This is a genomic window from Cupriavidus basilensis OR16 (genome assembly GCF_000243095.1).
GTDB classification, from domain to species: Bacteria; Pseudomonadota; Gammaproteobacteria; order Burkholderiales; family Burkholderiaceae; genus Cupriavidus; species Cupriavidus basilensis_D.
In genome coordinates, this window is sequence record NZ_AHJE01000016.1 from 105369 (window position 1) to 127388 (window position 22020).

Below are 22020 nucleotides of genomic sequence, written 5' to 3' on the forward strand. Positions count from 1 at the left end.
GTAGGCTATATGAGAAAAACAAGAATCGTTATTACCGTAGCGATTATCGGGAGACGGCCCGGCCCGTTCAACATGCTATAGACGGCAATGCGCGAGGTTTTTGCGCGCGAGGCGCGAGCGCCCGGCGTGGTCCGGCGAGGATGGCTAAGACCGCGTGCCGAGCGCCTCGGCATCGCGCGGCGATGCGTGCGCCATGCCCTGCCTGAACAGCCATGAGATCGGCACGCCCAGCGCGGCGGCCAGCTTCTCCACCGTGACGATCGAGGCAATCGCGCTGCCGCGTTCGATCTCGCCGATATACGAGCGGTTCATGCCCGCATGCTCGGCAAGCTCCTCCTGCGACCATGCATGCGCCTCGCGCAACTGGCGCACCGTGGCGCCCAGGCTCCGTACCAGGTCGGTCATGGCAGGATCGCCTCGACGCTGCGGGGCGGCGCGCCGGCGGTCTCGTTGCGCGAGACGGCCTGCGTGACATGGGCGGCTGCGGCCACGTCCTGCGTCACCCACACATTGCCGCCGATCACCGCGCCGCGGCCCAGCGTGACGCGGCCCAGAATGGTGGCGCCGGCGTAGATCACCACGTCGTCCTCGACAATCGGATGGCGCGGCAAGCCCTTCTCCAGCATGCCCGTGGCGTCGCGCGGGAAGCGCTTGGCGCCCAGCGTCACCGCCTGGTACAGCCGCACGCGCTCGCCGATGATGGTGGTCTCGCCAATCACCACGCCTGTGCCGTGATCGATAAAGAAACCACCGCCGATCCGCGCGCCAGGATGGATGTCGATGCCGGTCTCCGCGTGTGCCAGCTCGGCCACGATGCGCGCCAGCAACGGCAGGCCAAGGCCATAGAGCGCGTGGGCGATGCGGTGGTGGATCATCGCCAGGATGCCGGGATAGCACAGCAGCACTTCATCCACGCTGCCCGCCGCGGGGTCGCCATGGAAGGCAGCGAGCACGTCGCTGTCGAGCAGGCTGCGCACGCGCGGCAGCTCGGCCGCGAACGCGCGCACCGCCGCCAGCGCTCGCGCGCTTAGCGCGGCTTCGTCGCGTTCGGCGTGGCGTGCGGCGTAGTGGAACTCCAGCCTTGCCTGGGCCAGCAGCCCGTGCAACGCGGCGTCCAGTGAATGCGCGATATACAGGTTCTCGCTTTCCTGCCGCAAATCGGGCGGCCCCAGCCGCATGGGAAACAGCACGCCCTTGAGCGTGGCGACCACCTGCGCCAGCGCATCGCGCGAAGGCAGGTCGCGCCCGCCGGGCTCCAGCAAGCGCTGCTGGCCTTCACGCCATTGCCGGCGCACCTGCTGCAGGGCGAGCACGATCTCGCCGATCTCGAAGTCAGCCATTGCGCTACTCCCCGTTCCGCGTTGTTTTTTTGTGTTGCGAGATGACTTGCGAGATGACCTTTGCCACCCGCTGGTTCGCTCCACGCTCACCATGAGGGGAGAGGGAGTAACCGCCGTCGTCATCCCGAATGGCTTTGGTGCATCCTCAGTCCTGGATCCACGGCAAATCATGAAAGCGCCAGCCGCCGCTCTTGCCGCGCCGTTGCCGCTCGTCGAGCTCGCCCTCGAAGCCTTCGAGCACATTGAACACATGCGGCAACCCCGCCTGGGTGGCGGCTTGCGCAGCCAGCGCCGAGCGGTTGCCGCTGCGGCACAGCAGCAGCACCACGGCGGCCTTGCCGGTCTTGGCTTCCAGCTCGCGCGCAAAACGCGGGTTGCGGGTGAAGCTGGTGCCGGTGGCCCAGGGCACGTGCAGCGTGTCGGGCACGTAGCCGACAAACTTGCGCTCTTCCGCCGTGCGCACGTCGACCAGCACGGCATCGCCGGCGCTGAACAGCGCCCAGGCCTGTTGCGGCGTCACGCGGCCGGCATAGGGCAGGCCTGAGGAACGTGCCACGCCGCGCGCGGCTTCCAGCACGGGATGCTTGATCTTGTCTTCCAATGCGACTGTCATGAACCGCTCTCCTTGCAGCAAGTTGTCCGCGCGCGGGCTTGCGCCGTGCCTGCCCGATGCACGCTTTGTCGTTGACGGCAACCGCCTATAGCCATCACGCCACCACTATGAAATGACGCTGCAAGATTGAGAACGAATAAAAACGCATTTCCTAAGACGCTTGCCCCGGTGTGGCAAGCTGTAGCCGTGTGCGCTTGCCAGCCAGCTTGACAAACCACCGGTGCAGCGCCCAGATTCAGGGGGCGCCTACGCATAAACACCTCTCACCTTCAGCAAGGAAAGTCATGGCTCCCTCCCCTGCCCGGCGCCGTTTCGTGCGGCTCACCCTGCTGCTGGCAGCCGCCGGCACACTGGCCGGCGCTGCCGCTGCCGCGCCTGTCACGGGCGACGACGCGCTCGCCGCCGCCATTGCCGGTCCGCAGCGCAGCGCCGCCAACAGGGCCCGGGATGCATACCGTCATCCGTTGCAGACGCTGCGGTTCTTCGGCCTGCAGCCGGACCAGACCGTGATCGAGATCGCGCCGGGCGGCGGCTGGTACACGGAGATCCTGGCGCCGGTGCTGCGCGACCACGGCAAGCTGTACGCCGCCCACTACGATGTGAGTGCCCCGGATGCGAGCGACGAAGGCAAGCGCTCAAGGGCGAACTTCGAGAAAAAGCTGGCCCAGGATCCGGCCAACTATGCCAAGGTCACGGTCGGCGCGCTGCCGGTGCGCGCCTTTACCGATATCGCCCCGCCGGGCGGCGCTGACCTGGTGCTGACCTTTCGCAACATCCACAACTGGATCAAGGACGGCCACCTGGACGACAGCCTGCGCGCCTTCTACGCCGTGCTCAAACCCGGCGGCACGCTGGGCGTGGAGGAGCATCGGGCCACGCCCGGCACCTCGCTGGAACAGATGATCGCCACGGGCTACGTCACGGAAGACTACGTCATCGACCACGCCCGCGCGGCCGGCTTTGCGTTTGCCGGGCGCAGCGAGATCAATGCCAACCCGCGCGACAACCACGACCACCCCGATGGCGTGTGGTCTTTGCCGCCGACGTTGCGCGGCGGCGAGCGCGACCGCGCGAGCTTCATGGCCATCGGCGAATCGGACCGCATGACGCTGAAGTTCATCAAGCCGCGCTGAGGCACGCTTGTCAGGCGATCAACGCGAGGCGGTCACCCACCTTGATCGCCGAGCCGGCGCGGCAGCGCATGGCCGACAATATCCCCGCTACCGGCGCCGGCAAACGGGACAGCGGAGCACCGCCATTGGAATGGCTTAATTTGAATAATCTATATTGCCCGGGGCTGCCTGCACGCAGGCCTTTGACTTTCGAAAGAGGAGCTTGATGATGAGCAACGGCGTTCCCCGCCGCGTGGCGATCGCGCTTGCCCTTTGCGGTTTCGGGCTGATGCCCATGGCATGGGCCGCCGATACAGCGCTGCCACCGGCACCCGACGCCGCCGCCAGCGATCCCGCCGGCCTCGGCTGGATGACGGGCGCGCCACCGCCGCCCGAGCGCATCGTGCGCTTCGACGACGGCAGCTATTGGCGTTTCCCCGCCCTGCGCTGGAGCGTGTCGCACTTGCGCGAGCTGATGCCCACCGTCAACGTCTCGCGCGGGCTTGGCGCGCCGGTGCCGCTGCCGCGCGCGCAGCGCACCGATATCGATGCGCTGCGGTTCATGCCGATCGGCGCCACCCAGCCGATGACCTGGGTGCAATCGCTGGCGGCCAACTACACCGATGGCATCGTGGTGCTGCATCGCGGGCGCATCGTCTATGAGCGCTACCTCGGCGCGCTGAAGGACGACGGCCAGCATGCGGCCATGTCGGTCACCAAGTCGGTCATCGGCACGCTCGGCGCGATGCTGGTCGCCGAAGGCCGCCTGGATGCGGGCAAGCGCGTGGCGGACTACGTGCCCGAGCTGGCGCAATCGGCGTTCGGCAATGCCACCGTGCGCCAGGTGCTCGACATGACCACGGGGCTCAAATACAGCGAGGATTACGCGGACCCCGACGCCGAGGTCTGGATGCACGCCCAGGCGGGCAACCCGCTGCCCAAGCCCAAGGACTACACCGGCCCGCGCAATTACTACGAATCGCTGCAGGCCATCCAGCCGCAAGGCGAGCATGGCGCGGCCTTTGGCTACAAGACGGTCAACACCGACGCGCTGGGCTGGGTCATCGCGCGCGTGACCGGGCGCTCGGTGGCGGCGCTGCTGTCCGAGCGCATCTGGCGCCGGCTGGGCGCGGAGCAGGACGCGTACTTCACGGTGGATTCCATCGGCACGCCCTTTGCCGGCGGCGGGCTGAACACCGGCCTGCGCGACCTGGCGCGCTTTGGCGAGATGCTGCGCAACGCCGGCATGCTCAACGGGCAGCAGATCATGCCCAAGGCGGTGGTCGACGACATCCGCCGTGGCGGCGACAAGGCCGCGTTTGCCAAGGCCGGCTATCCGCTGCTAAACGGCGGCAGCTATCGCGACATGTGGTGGGTCACCCATAACGAGCACGGCGCCTATATGGCGCGCGGCGTGCATGGCCAGCGCATCTATATCGACCCGAAGGCCGAGATGGTGATCGTGCGCTACGCATCGAACCCGGTCGCCAGCAATGCCGCCAACGACCCAACGACGATTCCGGCGTTTCACGCGCTGGCGAAATACTTGCTGGCCAAGCCGCGCTGATCGCGCCCGGCTGCCTATTTCGCGCGCCGCGGCGCGCGCGCCGGCTTTTTCGCACCGGCAGGCGGCGCGGCAAACTGCGCCGCCGCCGCGCGCAGGCATTCGGCCAGCTGGATGCTGCTGGGCGTGGGCCGCCCCTCGCGCAGCGTGATCATGCCCACCGGCGGCAGCTCCAGCGCAACGTCCATGGGCAGGACATGGAAGCGGCCTTCCCGCTCGAACTGCTGCGCGACCGACCTGGCCAGGAAGCCCACGGCATCCAGCTGGGAGACGAAGGTGGTGATCGCCAGGTAGGACGACGACTCGAGCAGGCCGGTCGGCGGCTGCAGCCCGTGGCGGTAAAATTCCTGCTCGATCTTGACCCGTAGCGAGGCCCACGGCGGCGGCACCACGCAAGGCATGCCGGCCAGGTCCGCCCAGCCCGGTGCGCGCTTGCTTGCCAGCGCGTGGCCGCTGCGCACCACCGCCACCATCGGCTCGTTATAGAGCGGCTCGGTAATGAGGTCCGGCGCGGCGTAACCGGGCTCCAGCCGCCCGACAATCAGATCCAGTTCGCTGATGCGCAGCTTGGGCAGCAGGTGGGGCAGGTCGCCCTCTTCCACCAGCACGGTGGCCTGGGCCGAGCGCTGCTTGAGCAGGCTCAAGGCCTGCGCCAGCAGCGCCGGCAGGGCCGCGCCCATCGCCCCCACCCGGGTGCGCCCGGCGGCGCCGCTGGCCTCCGCGGCGATCTCGTCGCGCGTGCGCTCGTATTGCGCCAGCACCGAGCGGGCAAAGCGCACCAGCGACGCGCCCGCCGGCGTGGGCTCGGTGCCGCGCGTGGAGCGCGTGAAGAGGGTCAGGCCGAGGGTCTTCTCCACCTCGGTGAGCATCTTGGAGACGGCCGGCTGGCTGACGCAGAGGAACTCGGCGGTGTGGCCGAGATGGCGGAACTCGTCCAGCGCCACCACCAGTTGCAGGTGGCGTAGCTTGATATTGGAGCGCAGGGCGCGGTCGATCTGGGGCATGGCGTGATTTTACTTAACTTTAAGGTTATGAAGCCATTCCGATGATTGATTGGATTGTTATGAAGGGCTTTGCCACAATCCAGCCTGACCGGTGGACATTGCCACCCGCCCATGACTCCAATAACGACACCCTGCGAGGACGACACATGACCGCACCCCACGGCATCAACCACGGGCGACGCCGCCTGCTCATCAGCGGCGCCGCTGCCGCCACGGCTGGCACGGCTGGCTTGTTGCTGCCGGGCCTCGCACGTGCCGCCGACTATCCGGACCGGCCCATCACCTTCATCTGCCCATGGCCCGTCGGCGGCACCGCCGACCAGTCGATGCGCGCGCTGTGCCAGGTGGCGTCCGGCGTACTCAAGCAATCCATCGTGGTGGAAAACCGCGCCGGCGCCTCGGGCATGATCGGCACCAAGGCGCTGGCCCGCGCCAAGCCTGACGGCTACACCATCGGCCAGGTGCCGATCTCGGTGACGCGCTTCTCGCAACTCGGCATGCTGCAACTGGACCCGCGCAGCGAGCTGACCTATCTGGCGCGCACCTCCGGCCAGACCTTCGGCATCGCGGTGCCGGCGAACTCCCGCTTCAGATCGCTCAAGGACGTCGTCGCCGAAGCCAAGGCACATCCCGGCAAGCTGACCTACGCCCACGCCGGCGTCGGCGGCGCCACCCACGTGGGCATGGAAGAATTCGCGCAGGCCGCGGGCGTGCGCTTCAATGCCATCGCCTACAAGGGCGGCGCGCAGGCCTTGCAGGACGTACTCGCCGGGCAAGTGGACCTGCTGGCCGATTCCAGCTCGTGGGCGCCCCACGTGGAAGCCGGCAAGCTGCGCCCGCTGGCGACCTGGGGCGAACAGCGCACGCCGCGCTTCAAGGACACGCCGACGCTCAAGGAACTGGGCTACAACGTGGTCGTGGAAGCACCCAACGGCATCGGCGCGCCCATCGGGCTGGACCCCGCGGTGGAGAAAAAACTGCGCGACGCCTTCCGCCAGGCCGTGGCGAGCCAGGCGTTCCAGCAGGTCGCGGCCCGCATCGATGCGCCGGTGATGTACCTGGACGGCCCGGACTACAAGCGCTACATCAGCACGGTGTACGACCAGGAAACCCACCTGATCCAGCGTCTCAAGCTCAAAGAACTGTTGCAACAAGGCTGACCCAACGTGAACTCCGCCGCCCTGATCCGCCTGCATGCGAACGACAACGTCCTGATTGCCCGGGACGCCCTGAGCCTGGGCCAGCGCCTGCCCGAACTGGGCCTGCGCGTGCGCGCGCAGGTGCCCGCCGGGCACAAGATCGCCGCCTGCGCCATTGCCAAGGGCATGCAGATCCGCAAGTTCGACACCGTGATCGGCGTGGCCGAGCGCGACATCGAGGCCGGCGATCACGTGCATTCGCACAACCTGGCGCTGGTGGATTTCTACCGCGATCCGGGCTTCTGCCAGGACGTGCGGCCGGTGGACTACGTGCCCGAGGCCGAGCGCGCCACCTTCATGGGGTTCGTGCGGCCCGACGGCCGCGTCGGCACGCGCAACTTCATCGGCATCCTGTCGTCGGTGAACTGCTCGGCCACGGTGATCCGGCATATCGCGGACCACTTCACGCCCGAGCGCATGGCAGCCTATCCCAACGTGGACGGCGTGGCCGCCTTTGCGCAAAGCAGCGGCTGCGGCATGTCCTCGCCCAGCGAGCACTTCGACGTGCTGCGGCGCACGCTGGCGGGCTATGCGCGCCACCCCAACCTGGCCGGCGTGCTGATCGTGGGCCTGGGTTGCGAGCGCAACCAGGTAGCGGGCCTGATGGAGTCGCAAGGCCTGGTGCCCGGCAGCCACGTGCGCACCATGGTCATGCAGGACAGCGGCGGCACGGCGGCCACCATCCAGGCCGGCATCCGCGCCATCGAAGACATGCTGCCCGGCGCCAACACCGCCACGCGCCAGCCCGTGCCCGCCAGCCACCTGAAGATCGGCCTGGAATGCGGTGGCTCCGACGGCTTCTCCGGCATCAGCGCCAACCCGGCGCTGGGCGCCGCCATGGACATCCTGGTGCGCCACGGCGGCACCGCCATCCTGTCGGAAACCCCGGAGATCCACGGCGTTGAGTACATGCTCACGCGCCGCGCCGTCACGCCGGAAGTCGGCCAGAAACTGCTGGACCGCCTGGCCTGGTGGGAACGCTACACGGCCGGCCAGAACGCCCAGTTCAACGGCGTGGTCGGCCACGGCAACCAGCAAGGCGGCCTCGCCAACATCTTCGAGAAGTCGCTCGGCTCCGCCATGAAAGGCGGCACCACCCCGCTGCAGGCCGTCTACGAATACGCCGAGCCGATCGACCAGGCCGGCTTCGTATTCATGGACTCCCCCGGCTACGACCCCGTCGCCGCCACCGGCCAGATCGCCAGTGGCGCCAACCTGATCTGCTTCACCACCGGACGCGGCTCGATGTTCGGCTCCAAGCCTGCGCCGACCATCAAGCTAGCGAGCAATACGCCGATGTACACGCGCCTCGAAGGCGATATGGACATCAACTGCGGGCTGGTGCTGGATGGCGAATTGAGCGTGGACGAGATGGGCCAGCGGATCTTCGAACACATTCTGGAAGCGGCCTCGGGACAACCAACCAAGAGCGAAGCCCTCGGCCTGGGCGACAAAAGAGCGGAAAAGAGGGACCCATGTTTGAGTATCGCCTTAACAGGCTGCTGAAATACCTCGAACGGAAGTCAGCGCCAAGTCTGGCTGATGCGTTGAAATGAGAACCTCACACGACCCTGAACATTCGATGCGCGGCGCAGACACTTTCACTGAGAGCTTGTTCACCATGCGGCGGCTGGAAGACTTCGTCCCCCAGTCGCATCCGCTACGCTCGATTCGCGCTATGGCGAATCAGGCGTTGGCAAAGATGGACCGGCTGTTCGCCGAGATGTACGAGGCAGATATCAAGGGCGGCCGCCCCAGCATCGCGCCAGAGAAGCTGTTGCGGGCCATGCTGCTGCAGGTGTTTTACAGCATCCGTTCTGAACGTCAACTCATGGAACAGACGCAATACAACCTGCTGTTCCGCTGGTTCATCGGTCTGGCCATGGACGACGCGGTCTGGGTGCCCACGGTGTTCACCAAGAATCGAGAACGACTGATCAAGCATGACGCCGTGATCGAGTTCTTCAACGAAGTGCTGGCTATCGCGCAGAAAAAGAGCTGGCTGTCTGGCGAACACTTCAGCGTGGACGGCACACTGATCCAGGCTTGGGCTGGCCACAAGAGCTTTGTGCGCAAGGACGGTGAGGACGACGACAACGGCGGCGATTTCAAAGGCCGTCAGCGGAGCAACGAGACCCACGAGTCCAAGACGGATCCCGACGCTCGGCTGTTCCGCAAAGGCAATACTGCCAGCGCACTGCGCTACATGGGACACACCCTGAGCGATAACCGTCATGGCCTGGTGGCCAGCGCCATGGTGACAGTCGCGGATGGTTGCGCAGAACGCGAGGCCGCCAAGGTCATGATCAACGATGCTCGGCAGGCCGTTGAGGATCCTGGCACGGTGCTCACGCTCGGTGCAGACAAGGGCTATGACGCGGCGGAGTTCGTCGAGGCGTGCCTGAGAATGAGGGTCATGCCGCACGTGGCCCAAAATACCAACGGGCGACGCTCCGCGGTGCCCGATCCGATTGCCGCCAGCGCAGGCTATGCGATCTCACAGCAAAAGCGAAAGCTAATCGAGCAAGGCTTCGGCTGGGCCAAGACGGTGGGTGGCATACGTCAAGTGATGGTGCGCGGATTGAAGAGAGTCGACCAGATGTTTGTGTTGACGATGGCCGCTTACAACCTCGTGCGCATGCGATCGCTGGGACAAATCCGCCTGCAACAGCGATAGAGGCGCAAAGCGGGAGGAAAACAGGCCTCAGGCGGTCGAAAAGCCGGCGAAGTTACGCCTGAGTTTCAGAATGTGGAATAAACAGGGTCGTCGCCGCGCGAGCGGGAAAACTCACCGTTGCACGGGACGTATTTCAGCAGCCTGTTAAGGCGATGCGAGTTTGGGTCCCGGCCGCTCTTTTCGTCGAATCCCGAGGGGTAGTCGCCCCATCCGGCGCGCCTTTAGGGGTGGTGAAACTGCCGTTGATTTTGACGTTAAGCAGCTGAAGCTGATTTTGCAGTTGCAGTTGCAGTCAACCCACCAGCATCCAAAACCATGACACTCCCCCTAACCCACCCCCCCCTGCTCCGCACCAGCAACCTAATAGGCCAAGAGTGGTCCGCCGCCCACACCGGCCACCTCCTGGATGTCACCAACCCTGCCACCAACAGCGTCTTCGCCCGCGTCCCCGACAGCGACGCCCGGGACGCCGTCCAGGCAGCCGATGCCGCCGCGGCCGCCTTCCCCGCCTGGAGCCGCCGCACCGCCCGCGACCGCGCGCAGATCATCAAGCGCTGGCACGCCCTGATCCTCGAACACCAGGAAGACCTGGCCCTGATCATCTCCACCGAACAAGGCAAGCCGATCAACGAGGCCCGCGGCGAAGTGCTGTATGGCGCGTCCTACGTAGAGTGGTTCGCGGAGGAAGCCACCCGCATCAGCGGCGAGATCGTCGCCGAGTCCGTACCCGGGCGCAAGATGCTGGTGCTCAAGGAACCGGTGGGCGTGGTAGCCGCCATCACGCCGTGGAACTTCCCGCTCGCCATGATCGCGCGCAAGATCGCGCCCGCGCTGGCCGCCGGCTGCACCGTGGTGGCCAAGCCAGCGGAAGACACGCCGCTGACCGCGCTGGCACTGGTCTACCTGGCGCAGCAAGCCGGCCTGCCCGCCGGGGTGCTGAACATCGTCACCGCCTCGCGCGCCAATACGCCCGCCGTGGTCGATGCATGGCTGGCCGACAGCCGCGTGCGCAAGATCACTTTCACCGGCTCAACGCCGGTAGGCAAGCACCTGGCCCGCGAATCCGCCGGCACGCTGAAGAAGCTGTCGCTGGAGCTGGGCGGCAATGCGCCATTCATCGTGTTCGACGACGCCGACGTCGATGCCGCCGTCGATGGCCTGATGGCCGCCAAGTTCCGCAACGGGGGCCAGACCTGCGTTTGCCCGAACCGCGTCTATGTGCAGGCTGGCGTGCACGACTATTTCGTCGCGCGCCTATCGCTGCGGGTGGCCGCGCTGCAGGTCGGGCCCGCCACCGAGGACGCGTCGCAGATCGGCCCCATGATCAATGCGCGCGCTGTGGAAAAGATCGCCCGCCATGTCGCGGACGCCGTCGCCAAGGGCGCCGTGGTGATGACCGGCGGCGAGCGCGTGCGCCTGGCGGACGGCCCGCATTACTACGCGCCCACCGTGCTCACAAACGCCACGCCGCAAATGGCGCTGTCGTGCGAGGAAACGTTTGGCCCGGTAGCCGCCGTGTTCCGCTTCACCGATGAGGCCGAAGTGATCCGCGACGCCAACGACACGCCCTTCGGCCTGGCCGCCTACTTCTACTCCAATGATGTGCGCCGCATCTGGCGCGTGGCGCAGGCGCTGGAGACGGGCATTGTCGGCGTCAACGAAGGGGCCATCGCCTCGGAGGCCGCGCCCTTCGGCGGCGTCAAGGAATCCGGCTACGGACGCGAGGGATCGCGCCACGGGCTGGACGACTACATGCACACCAAATACATTTGCCAGGGCCAGCTCGGCTAAGACCGCGCGGCACCCGACCCACGCCCACGACAATCCTCGGAACACCATGCCCGCACAAAACGCATTCAAGGCCGCGCTGGCGGCCAGCCAGCCGCAGATCGGCCTGTGGCTCTCGATGGCATCGCCCTATCTCGCCGAAGTCTCGGCCACGGCCGGCTTCGACTGGCTGCTGATCGATGGCGAGCACGCGCCCAACGAGCTGCGCGGCACGCTAAATGCGCTGCAGGCCATCGCCCCGTACCGCTCGCAACCGGTGGTGCGCTGCGTGGCGGGCGAAGTCCCGCTGATCAAGCAGTTGCTGGACATTGGCGCGAAGAACCTGCTCGTGCCAATGGTGGATACCGCCGAGCAAGCCGCGGCGCTGGTGCGCGCCACCCGCTACCCGCCGCAGGGCATCCGTGGCGTGGGCAGCGCCGTGGGCCGCGCCTCGCAATGGAGCGCGCGCGCCGACTACCTGGACGTGGCCGACGATGAGATCTGCCTGCTGGTGCAGGCCGAAACCGCGAAGGCCCTGGCAAACCTGGAAGCCATCTGCGCTGTCGACGGCGTCGACGGCGTCTTTATTGGCCCGGCCGACCTGGCCGCCTCCATGGGCCATCGCGGCAAGCCGGGCCACCCCGAGGTGCAGGCCGCCATCGAAGGCGCCATGCGCACCATCGTCGCCAGCGGCAAGGCCGCCGGCACGCTCACCTCCGACCCCAAGCTGGCGCGCCGCTACCTGGATCTGGGCTGCACCTTTATTGTGGCCACTGGCGTGGATGTGCTGCTCTATGCCGGCGCGGCACGCCGGCTGGCCGCGGACTTCATCGGCACCGGCGCCGCACCCGCGGCAGGGCCGTCTGCCGCATACTGATGCCCGCCGCCGCAATCACAGAACACGACAGAGCCCCACAGAGCACCACAGAGCACGCCAACATGCCAACTGATTCCCACGCCGCCCCTGCCACCGGCACCACCCTCGCTGCCATGCAAGCCATCGTCGGCGCCGGCGCCTGCCTGAGCGGCGATGCCGATACAGAGTCCTACGTCACGGATTACCGCCGCATCTATCGCGGCAAAGCCCAGGTGGTGGTCATGCCGTCCACCACCGAACAGGTCAGCCAGGTCATGGCCTGGTGCCACGCGCACGACGTGCCGGTGGTGCCGCAAGGCGGCAATACCTCGCTGATGGGCGGATCGGTGCCCGACGACAGCGGCACCGCGGTGCTGCTCAGCCTGGGCCGCATGAACCGCGTGCTGGCCGTGGACACCATCAACGACACCATGACCGTCGAGGCCGGCGTCACGCTCAACGCGGCCCGCGCCGCCGCCGAGCAAGAGCAGCGCCTGTTCCCGTTGCGCATCGGCTCGGAAGGCTCCTGCCAGATCGGCGGCAACCTGGCCACCAACGCCGGCGGCACGGCCGTCCTGCGCTACGGCAATATGCGCGACCTGGTGCTGGGCATCGAGGCCGTGCTGCCCGATGGCCGCATCTACTCGTCGCTGCGCGGCCTGCGCAAGGACAACACCGGCTACGACCTCAAGCAGCTCTTCGTCGGCTCGGAAGGCACGCTCGGCATCATCACGGCGGCCGTGCTCAAGCTGATGCCGCAGCCGCGCGCCAATGCCGTGGCCTTCGTGGCCGTGCAAAGCCCGCAAGCCGCGGTGCGCCTGCTCGGCGTGGCCAAGCAGCACGGCGGCCAAGCCGTCACCGCGTTCGAGCTGATCTCGGCGCCCGCGCTGGACCTGGTGCTCGAATACCTGGGCGACGTAGCCTCGCCGCTGCCCGCGCGGCACGACTGGATGGTGCTGATCGAACTAAGCTCGGGCGGCAGCAACGAAAGCCTCAACGCCACGCTGATGGAAATCCTCGAGGCCGGGCTGGAGCAGGAGCTGGTGCTGGACGCAGCGGTAGCCGCCAGCCTCGCCGACGCGCAGCGCTTCTGGCGCATCCGCGAGGAAATCTCGGACGCGCAGACCCGCACCGGCGGCAGCATCAAGTGCGATGTGTCCGTACCGCTGTCGCGCATCGCCGCATTTATCGGCGATGCCTCGGCCAAGGTGCTGGCGCTGGAGCCCGCCGCGCGCATGGTGATCTACGGCCATATGGGCGACGGCAACGTGCACTTCAACCCGCTACGCCCCAAGGACCGCAGCGCGGCGGACTTCCTCGGCCAGTGGTACGCGCCGATCTCCGAGGCCGTGGATACGCTGGCCCATGCGGAGAACGGCTCGATCTCCGCCGAGCACGGCATCGGCGTGGCCAAGCGCGATGACCTGAAGCGCTACAAAGCACCGGTGGAGCTGGAGCTGATGTGGCAGGTCAAGCGGGCGCTGGACCCGAAGAACCTGCTCAATCCCGCCAAGATGCTGCCGAAGCTGGACTGACGGCAAGGCGTTTCGGCGGGTGCCGTCGCCCGCCATGAACGGCCGCCTCAGTCTCAGCTTCAGCCGCTGCCACCGGCGCTACCGCCCCGCCAGTCCCCCCTGCCCCTCTTCTCCCCTTTCCCTCTCTAACTCTCCAAAGCAGCCGGATGCCCGCCAGTGCGGGCACATCGCCTCCTGCTGCCGCGTAGCGCAGACCGGCGCCGCTTTTCTCCCCCTCCCCCTCGCTTGCACTGGGTCATGCCCGTGTCACATCGCGTTCTTACACTCGCGGCTTTCCTATTGTCTTTGCTTGCAATCAAGCAGACATTTTTATTTCACATTCACAAGACACCCCATGCCACCCAAGCGCCTTGCAAGAACGCTCGCGGCCGCCTTCGCCGCCTTGATCGTAGCCGCGGCTCTCGCTGCGTGCGGCGGTGACAGCAACGATACGTCCACCGCAAGCCCGCCAGCATCCGGTACGCCCGAGCAGCCCGCCGCGCGGGAAATGCGCTGCGCGCCTTGATGAACGATCACGCATCCAACGAACGCAAGATCCAGACGATGAATTCACGCCGCAATTTTCTACGGGCAGTCACCGGCACGGGCTTTGCCGCCGCCGCGCTGGCCGCCTTTCCGCCCAGCATCCGCAAGGCCTTGGCGATTCCCGCCAACAACGCGACCGGGACGATCAAGGACGTCGAGCACGTAGTGATCCTGATGCAGGAGAACCGTTCGTTCGACCACTACTTCGGCACGCTCAAGGGTGTTCGCGGCTTCGGCGACAGGTTCACCATCCCGCTGCCCAATGACCGTAAAGTATGGCAGCAGCAGCGTGCCAGCGGCGCCGTGCTCACGCCCTATCACCTGGACGGCAGCGCCAACAACGCGCAACGCGCTGCCGGCACGCCTCATGCCTGGGCAGACAGCCAGAAAGCCTGGGATAGCGGGCGCATGGCAAACTGGCCTACCCACAAGACAGATACGTCCATGGGGTACTTCAAGGAGAAGGAGATCCCGTTCCAGTTCGCGCTGGCCAATGCGTTCACGCTGTGCGATGCATATCACTGCTCGATGCATACTGGCACGGATGCCAACCGCTCCTTCCACCTGACCGGAACCAACGGCGCCGCCGCCGGCGTTGCCTTCGTCAATAACGAGTGGGACTGGATCGACGGCCTGCCGGCCAGCTGGGCGCGTTCCGGCCGTTCCGCCTCGCCAACATCGCGTCCGGCTTCCCGGTGTCTAGCGGCGGCGCGCCCGGCGTACCCTATGCCAATACCGGCCAGGCCCTGCCGTACCACGGCTACGACGCTGCCACGGACAATGCCGCAAACCCGCTTTACAAGGGCATCGCCAATACGCTACCGGGGATCGGCCCCGAGAACTACCTGGATGCGTTCAAGCGGGACATCCGCGAGGGCAAGCTGCCCCAGGTGAGCTGGATGAATGCGCCCTCGATCTATTGCGAGCACCCGGGGCCGTCCAGCCCGAGCACCCGGGGCCGTCCAGCCCGGTGCAGGGCGCGTGGTTCCTGCAGGAAGTCCTGGATGCGCTCACTGCCGTGCCCGAGGTGTGGAGCAAGACCGTACTGCTGGTCAACTTCGATGAGAACGACGGCTACTTCGACCATATGCCCTCGCCGTCGGCGCCGTCACGCAACGCCGACCTGTCGCTGGCTGGGAAGTCGACGCTCAGCGATGCCGACATGAGCGCCGAGTACTTCAGCCATCCCGCGCCGGCAGGCAGCAGCGGCCAGCCGGCGGCGGATGGCCGCGTCTACGGTCCGGGTCCGCGCGTGCCGCTGTTCGCGATTTCGCCGTGGAGCCGCGGCGGCTGGGTCAACTCGCAGGTGTTCGATCACACGTCGGTGCTGCGTTTCCTGGAGGCCCGCTTTGGCGTCGCGGAGCCCAACATCAGCCCGTTCCGCCGCGCCGTTTGCGGCGACCTGACGAGCGCCTTCAATTTCAAGACGCCCAACGACGAGGCCCTGCCAACGCTGAGCGGCCGCAGCACGCGCGCCGCAGCGGATCAGTTGCGCAGCGCGCAGCAAGCGTTGCCCGCCGTGCCGTTGCCGCTCGATATGCAACTGCCGATCCAGGCCAGCGGCACGCGGCCATCACGCGCCCTGCCTTACGAACTGCACACCAGCGCGCGTTGCAATGCCTCGGGCATGGTGGAGCTGCTGTTCTCCAACACCGGCTCGCAGGCCGCGGTGTTCCACGTCTACGACCGCTACAAGCTCAGCCGCCTGCCGCGGCGCTACGTCGTCGAAGCCGGCAAGTTGCTGAGCGACAGCTGGAACGCGTTGCAGGACAACCTCGGCATGTACGATCTCTGGGTTATCGGCCCGAACGGCTACCACCGGCACTTCAAGGGCGATACCAGCCGGATCGCCGAGACCGCGACCGCACCGGAGATCCGCGTGTGCTACGACATCACCAGCGGCGACGTCTATGCCGAACTGATGAACGCCGGCGACAAGGCCTGCAGTTTTACCATCAGGCCGCAGGCATACCGCAAGGACGGCCCGTGGCCCGTCACGGTCGCCGGCAAGGGCAGCGACTCCCGCCATTGGTCCCTCGCGGCAAGCGGCCAGTGGTATGACTTCTCGGTGACATGCGACAGCGACCCGGCGTTCTACCGGCGCTTTGCGGGGCGGGTGGAGACGGGCAAGCATACGGTGAGCGACCCGGCGATGGGTGTGAACGGGGACACATTAGGCTAGCCGGTTGCGCGGCGGCGCTACGGCGTCAAAGTGGCGCGATTCGGCGCTGAATATGGCGCCTTGTATGAGGCACGTGGCGCGATTTGCCGAATCGCGCCACGTCCAATGGGAGTCGCACCAACCCAGGGGACTGACGCAAGGGAAGCTCGCGATGAAAAGCGCGAGGCGTGCCCGCGCCTCCATCGCCTTGTCGGCTGGCAAGGAGGGCTAAGCGTCGTGGAAGGTGCCGCCTGCATCATGCAATACGTCCTGTTCATGCACCGCGCGGGCGAGATCAAGACCGCCCCGACGAAATGGAGCGATCTGTTCGTACCCGATCTCGCCAGCCGTAATGGCAATTGACAGCGCTCGTCCGGACGATGACCGGCGCCGGGAATTTCTGAATGTCCAGAGCGCTCGGCATTCGAACGCGACATAGGATGACTCAGGCAGCGCACACCAGCTTCGACTCCATGAATCCCGCCATGGACTCACATCGTGAAAATCTCAATACGGAATGGTGGTCGGGCTCTGAACGCCAGCATTTTCATTCACGATGTAATTTGGAAGATTGGGGTTACCACCGCCATTCCACCAGTTGGTAATGTCGAACGCAATCGTCGAATCGGTTAGTTTTTGGACAAAAACACCCTGCATGGTCAATGGTCTGCCTGGCGCACAGGTGGCTGGCAACGTCAGTGGGCTCAGGAAATGGACGGCGCTGCTTGTTGTCGTTGAAATGTTCGTCACTCGCTGAGCAAAGTAATGCGTTGTATTCTTATCGTAGTGAATTTCTAGCGCGGTCTCGACGTCAATACCGATACCTCTGGCGCTTGACGGAGTCAGAATCCCGCCTGCGCACCCTGAGTTGCTTGATCCAGGGGCGATGCTTCTCGAGACGAACGTGACCAGTCGGCCCATGCGATCGCGCGAGTCGAAGTGGGGGTCAACAAACGTGTTGCCCAACACCGGAATACTCATGAAACTGGTACCCGAAAACGGGGTCGGGTCGAAGGTCATTAAATTGTTGTACGGGTCGCCCAGCGCCTGTGTCGACGTGACGCTTCCATTCAGGGCGGAGAAGACGAACTGGCCCAGGACGTTAGCCCCGGCACTGGTTCCGCCAACGGGGATATTCTTCCGCATGAGCGCGGCGATCGTCGCGTCAAGCTTTGTGCCTTTCCAAAGATTGATGTACGTACTCTGATCACCGCCGGCAATCCACAAAGCGTTTGCGGTGCTGACAACGGCATTGACAAATGGGTCGTTGGCCCCCTCTCTGCTGGTAATGATGAGGGTTTCAGCCGAGGTCAGACCCAGATATGCACCACCGACAAATCCATCTACTGCGGGAATATTGGTTGAGTCATGCTTGTCGCTGTAGAGCAAATAGGGATCATATGCATCGGTACCAGTGGTGCGGATCACGACGAAGCGCCCCCCAGAAGCGGAGTCTTTCGAAATGCCTGCTTGCTGAATCATCCACCGGTAAGCGTCATCAACATCGGGCCCGCCGCCCATCAGAACCAGAGGCTGCTCGGCCTGTGGCCGCGGCGTGGGAAGCGTCCTCACTGGCGTGGTGTTTCCCGCCATGAAATACTGCGTTCCGGTCACAAAATAACTATAGGAGGCTACGGTCTTGTTGCCTGCGATGGCCAGGGCCGGCAACACGCCGAATACCAGGCCAAGTCCAACAGAGGCTGCCGCGCAGCGCGCAAGGCCGCCACAGCGCGAAGCGAATTTGGTAAGGGATTCCATAAGATATCGCTCCCTGCTGATGGTTGGTACGCGCGAGGTGGACCGGGAATTTCAAGGGCAGCGGGCTTTCACCGAAGCGGTGCCCGGGACGATGAGTATCCATGCCTGAATGGACCTATGCCGAATGGAAATCCGAATCGCACGAGTGTGCCGACAGCGATAGCCGACTCTGGATCGCGAAAGACGATGGATGAAGCGTGCCATCTGGGTCTCCCGCATGGCTACTGGCCAACTGGCCTCGCTCTCTTTCTGAGGACTGGCGGAGGCAAAGTGTTTTGCAGTGTAGCCCACGATTGCCCTCCGACCAACCCTGAAATGTACGGCGGGAGACAAAGGAACGATCAGAAAAGAGTAAATACCGCGCGGCGATTTCGCTGGCGTTATTGCGTACTGCCCGGGCTGATCTCGCTTGCCGCCATCATGCCCGCGCCAACCTCCCGCCACGCCACGATGATGGATTCGGCAGACCGATCGATATCGGCCTCGGCGGTCGCCCAGGAAATCACGGAGAAGCGCATCACCACGCGCTCATGCCAACTGGCTTCACCTACATAGCAGACCCCTGCCGCCTGAACGCACTTTATGACCGCCCTTGTTAATTGATCTCGTTGCGCCGGCGGTAGTCCTGTGCCGAACTGCACAACAAACTGGTTCAGTTCTACCGGATTGAGTATCTCCACGCCTGCTTCGGACGCAAGCCGTTCCGCCATGCGCCGGGCCAGCAGACAGTGTTGTTCGATCATGTCTGCAATGCCGCTGCGCCCGAGCGCGCGGATAAGCGCCCACGTCGCGAAGCCACGTGCGCGCCTTGAGAGTTCTGGCACGTAGTGAAAAGGCTCCCGGCATTCGCCGCCGGCTGCGGGCAGATAGCTCGCTTCGTATGCCATCGCACGCCGATGGGCGTGTGCGTCCCGGACGATGGCATAACCACATTCGTAGGGCAATTGGAGCCACTTGTGTCCATCAGTCGCCCAAGAGTCCGCTTGCTCAATGCCTTCGGTCAAATGGGTGAACGTCGGACACGAGCGCGCCCACAAACCAAAAGCACCGTCGATGTGAAGCCAACCGCCATGGCGATGCACGACGTCCGCCATCTCATGGAACGGGTCGAACGCACCTGTGTTGATCTGGCCGGCTTGCCCGATTACGATCAGCGGCCCGCCACAGGACGTCAATGTCATGGACAACGCTGCAACCTGCATGCGGCCTGCATCATCCGTCGGGATTTGAATGACACGATCATGGCCGAGTCCGAGATAACGCAACGCGGCAAAGATCGCTGCATGCGCATCGTTGCCGATGCATACGTTGATCGGAGGCGCGCCGAACAAGCCCTGCGCATCGGCATTCCAGCCGACCTTTCGCAAGACCTCGCTTCTCGCTGCAGCGAGGCAAACGAAACTTGCCATTGTCGCGCCGGTTGTGAAGCCGATCGAGCAGTCCGATGGTAACGACAGTAGATCGAGCAGCCAAGCTGCTGCTATCTGCTCAACGACTGCATTTGCCGGAGACCCAAGGTAGCTCCCGCTATTTTGCCCCCAGATGCTGGTCAACCAGTCAGCCGCAACGCCAACCGGATGCGAGCCCCCCGTGACCTTGGCGAAGTAACGCGGCCCAGCCGCCCCCATCAGGCCAGCGTCTACCCCCTCGGCCAACTGTCTGATGACGTCGGCGGGCGCCATGCCGTCCGTGGGCGTCGGGCCGTTCAGGGCCGCCCACAATTGTTCGAAGCTGGCAGCCGCCGCAGGGCTTCTCTTCGCGCGCAAGCCATGGAAATCCATGGCCAGCGTGTAGGCCTGTTCAAGTGCTGCACGATACGCATCCGGCATGGTCGTAGTTCATCCGTGAAGTCGTTCATTTATAGAGTCCACAAGGCAAAAACTCCAGGTGATCGCTGCGCGCATCTTGATCAGATGGAGCACACGCCGATAGAAAGACTCTGATTGTGAGCAGACTCCACGTTGAAGCACGGGATGGCCCACTACGTCGAGGCCGGAGGCTCGGTGCCCATGCTCGTTACGGTGCAGGTCCGTCCAGTCCATGGGACTTAAGTACTGATATCGGGTGCTGACGTCGGGCCTGGGCGCGCCCGCCTGTATTGCCACCCCCACGGCAGTCCGGGCGATGTCGCGACGCGTGCCTGCTGCGATCTTCCCTTGCATCGTCAGGTCATCAATCATCGCAGGCAGCAGAATGGCCACGTCAAATGGCTCACCTGCTTCAATCTGCCGCTTGAGCGGTGCCACGCCTTCGAACTTGAACACGAGCTTGTGGCCGGATGCAAGCTCGAATTGCGGAGCCAGCGCTTCCAGCGAGGTTTTCAGCGTCGGAGTGCTAAGAACCTTTATCTCAGCACTTGCGGCCAACGCGGCCTGTGTCAGGAAAACGAGCGCGGCAAACCTGGCGAGTGCAGAAAAAACATCTTTAAGCATGCCTGACTCCTTCTTGCCGATGATCGCCGGCTCCGGGGCGCCGCCGGCGGTCATGCTGGCTGTCGTCATGTTCAGGGTACGCAAAACCTCAATTGAGCCCCCACCTTGTGTAGATCGCCTTTACCGTACCGTCAGCCTGTAGCTTCGTTAGTGAGGCATTCAGTTTAGCGATCAACTCAGCGTTACCCTTTCGCACGGCATACGCCAATTTTGCCTCCTGTATCGGCTGGTATGAGTCCACGAGCTTGAGGTCGGGATGGGCATTGTTCCGCATTCGATACGCTACCTGCAGCCCATTGTCGACAACGCCAGCTACGCGGTGGGCTTCTAATTCGCTGATCGCTTCCGGTGGCGTGCTGACAAGAGTCAGATTTGCTCCGGCCTCCTTCAGGGCATCGACATACGCGCTCCCTTTCGGTATTGCGATCGACATACCTTTGAAATCTGCCACCGAACGGTAAACCTTCGTATCTTCGGATCGAACAATAAGCAGATCCCGGTAAGAGCCGTACCCTTCGGTAAAGTCTACGATCCTCTGCCTTGCAGGAGTTACACCATAGGCAGCCGCAATGATGTCAATCTTGTTGTCGAGCAGAGCTGGTTGAAGCTCGCCAAAAGTCATGGGCTCAAATTCAATCGCTAAACCAGCGTCTCTGGCGACCGCTCTAAGCAGTTCCACCGATATTCCCTCTGGCAGCTTCGTTTGTGGATTGAGACCGGAGGTAGGCTGCCCGGCCGTGGTGGTGCCGACCTTCAACACTTGTTGTGCATAGGAGGTACTCGGAGGGGAAAACAGTAATGCAAGAGATGCAAGCGTTGCCGCCACGAATCTTTTCACGGGAATCCTTCAACGTTCCATCTAACAGCGGGAGTGGAAACATCCTTTTCTTCCGACGATGCGGCAATCTCTCGATCGCCTGAACGAGCATAGCCACGATGCTTCCAAAATCAAGGAGCATGCGGATCTGGTGACCGCGTTGGTCTGTTCGAGTCGTCTGCATCCACCGAGTGAATCCTCACCGGGGCGCGGACATTTGAGCCAAGGCCGCAGTGTCACCCGAGCGTCCGCAGATGCGGCACGAAGGTGAGCGGATGATCAAGATGGACGAAGACGTGATTGCTGCACTCCGCGCCGGCACGCCGAGCCCGATGCACAGTTTGAAGCAATGCATCCTTCTACGGCGATTGTGTTCGGCGAATGCGGCTTCGTGCCGACGCCGGATGTCGACGCCCTCCCCGCAGCAAGCTACATGCGCCAGAACATCCTCGACGTGATCCGCGGGGTTGCGAAGAGAGTCATGGGCACCTCGACGAACCACATCGTCCATACCGAATAGGAGCATGACGGGATTGCGAGAAGCCGCCTTCGTGCAAGTGGCTTGCCTCACTGCACGATCTGTTTCAGTCCTGCAACAGCTTGATTCGGGAACTGACGAAATAGGCACGCCGCGAACGCTGCTGCCCCCTTCGAGTGGCA

Annotated in this window: 17 protein-coding genes and 1 pseudogene; 10 read left to right on the forward strand and 8 right to left on the reverse strand. The window is 64.6% G+C overall.

The genetic code is table 11. The annotated features are described in order from the left end of the window. Window positions 1-144: 144 nt before the first annotated feature. From OR16_RS06115 to OR16_RS06125, 3 genes are all read right to left on the reverse strand, one after another. On the reverse strand, window positions 145-405 hold the full coding sequence (locus OR16_RS06115) for a helix-turn-helix domain-containing protein (RefSeq protein ID WP_006157091.1): 261 nt from the start codon (window positions 403-405) through the stop codon (window positions 145-147). Then, window positions 402-1340 (reverse strand): serine O-acetyltransferase EpsC, encoded by a 939-nt coding sequence (gene epsC, locus OR16_RS06120; protein WP_006157092.1) that lies wholly within the window; start codon window positions 1338-1340, stop codon window positions 402-404. The genes OR16_RS06115 and epsC overlap by 4 nt, the downstream gene beginning before the upstream one ends. Before the next feature lie 145 nt (window positions 1341-1485). Continuing rightward, on the reverse strand, window positions 1486-1953 hold the full coding sequence (locus tag OR16_RS06125) for a rhodanese-like domain-containing protein (RefSeq protein WP_006157093.1): 468 nt from the start codon (window positions 1951-1953) through the stop codon (window positions 1486-1488). A gap of 284 nt (window positions 1954-2237) precedes the next feature. On the opposite strand from OR16_RS06125, the gene OR16_RS06130 reads away from it, so the two are divergent. Together OR16_RS06130 and OR16_RS06135 are read left to right on the forward strand one after the other, a co-directional pair. Then, window positions 2238-3086, forward strand: coding sequence for a class I SAM-dependent methyltransferase (locus OR16_RS06130; protein ID WP_043418664.1), 849 nt, complete (start codon window positions 2238-2240; stop codon window positions 3084-3086). A gap of 208 nt (window positions 3087-3294) precedes the next feature. Further along, a complete protein-coding gene (locus OR16_RS06135; protein WP_006157095.1) occupies window positions 3295-4632 on the forward strand; it encodes a serine hydrolase domain-containing protein in 1338 nt (445 codons plus the stop codon). Window positions 4633-4646: 14 nt separating this feature from the next. Here OR16_RS06135 and OR16_RS06140 read toward each other — a convergent pair whose 3' ends face one another. Then, window positions 4647-5633, reverse strand: a complete 987-nt coding sequence (locus OR16_RS06140) for a LysR substrate-binding domain-containing protein (RefSeq protein WP_006157096.1) — start codon at window positions 5631-5633, stop codon at window positions 4647-4649. A 146-nt stretch (window positions 5634-5779) separates the two neighbouring features. Here OR16_RS06140 and OR16_RS06145 point away from each other — a divergent pair, with 146 nt between their 5' ends. The 7 genes and pseudogenes from OR16_RS06145 (at window position 5780) to OR16_RS06175 (ending at window position 16374) form a co-directional block, all read left to right on the forward strand. Then, window positions 5780-6793, forward strand: coding sequence for a tripartite tricarboxylate transporter substrate binding protein (locus tag OR16_RS06145; RefSeq protein ID WP_006157097.1), 1014 nt, complete (start codon window positions 5780-5782; stop codon window positions 6791-6793). A 6-nt stretch (window positions 6794-6799) separates the two neighbouring features. After that, window positions 6800-8338: a UxaA family hydrolase gene (locus OR16_RS06150; protein ID WP_006157098.1), complete on the forward strand. Its 1539-nt coding sequence runs from the start codon at window positions 6800-6802 to the stop codon at window positions 8336-8338. A 76-nt stretch (window positions 8339-8414) separates the two neighbouring features. Next, entirely contained in the window at window positions 8415-9509 is a 1095-nt protein-coding gene (locus tag OR16_RS06155) for an IS5 family transposase (protein ID WP_006157099.1), read from the forward strand. Window positions 9510-9824: 315 nt separating this feature from the next. Next, window positions 9825-11300, forward strand: coding sequence for an NAD-dependent succinate-semialdehyde dehydrogenase (locus tag OR16_RS06160; protein WP_006157100.1), 1476 nt, complete (start codon window positions 9825-9827; stop codon window positions 11298-11300). A gap of 46 nt (window positions 11301-11346) precedes the next feature. Further along, window positions 11347-12153 (forward strand): 4-hydroxy-2-oxoheptanedioate aldolase, encoded by an 807-nt coding sequence (hpaI, locus tag OR16_RS06165; protein WP_006157101.1) that lies wholly within the window; start codon window positions 11347-11349, stop codon window positions 12151-12153. A 113-nt stretch (window positions 12154-12266) separates the two neighbouring features. Further along, on the forward strand, window positions 12267-13667 hold the full coding sequence (locus OR16_RS06170) for an FAD-binding oxidoreductase (protein ID WP_006157102.1): 1401 nt from the start codon (window positions 12267-12269) through the stop codon (window positions 13665-13667). A 543-nt stretch (window positions 13668-14210) separates the two neighbouring features. Next, window positions 14211-16374, forward strand: a pseudogene (locus tag OR16_RS06175) (phosphocholine-specific phospholipase C). A gap of 486 nt (window positions 16375-16860) precedes the next feature. On the opposite strand, the gene OR16_RS06180 reads toward OR16_RS06175, so the two are convergent. The 4 genes from OR16_RS06180 to OR16_RS06195 all read right to left on the reverse strand — a co-directional run bounded on the left by OR16_RS06180 (window position 16861) and on the right by OR16_RS06195 (window position 21381). After that, complete coding sequence (locus OR16_RS06180) at window positions 16861-18111, reverse strand: cyanophycinase (protein WP_006157104.1); 1251 nt, start codon at window positions 18109-18111, stop codon at window positions 16861-16863. A 380-nt stretch (window positions 18112-18491) separates the two neighbouring features. After that, entirely contained in the window at window positions 18492-19940 is a 1449-nt protein-coding gene (locus tag OR16_RS06185; protein ID WP_006157105.1) for a pyridoxal phosphate-dependent decarboxylase family protein, read from the reverse strand. Window positions 19941-19949: 9 nt separating this feature from the next. Continuing rightward, entirely contained in the window at window positions 19950-20597 is a 648-nt protein-coding gene (locus tag OR16_RS39560; protein ID WP_006157106.1) for a molybdate ABC transporter substrate-binding protein, read from the reverse strand. A gap of 34 nt (window positions 20598-20631) precedes the next feature. Further along, window positions 20632-21381: a substrate-binding periplasmic protein gene (locus tag OR16_RS06195; protein WP_043418668.1), complete on the reverse strand. Its 750-nt coding sequence runs from the start codon at window positions 21379-21381 to the stop codon at window positions 20632-20634. Between the two features lie 328 nt (window positions 21382-21709). Between OR16_RS06195 and OR16_RS43965 the strand changes: the two genes are divergently transcribed. Continuing rightward, complete coding sequence (locus OR16_RS43965; protein ID WP_006157108.1) at window positions 21710-21880, forward strand: hypothetical protein; 171 nt, start codon at window positions 21710-21712, stop codon at window positions 21878-21880. The last annotated feature ends 140 nt before the right edge of the window (window positions 21881-22020 follow it).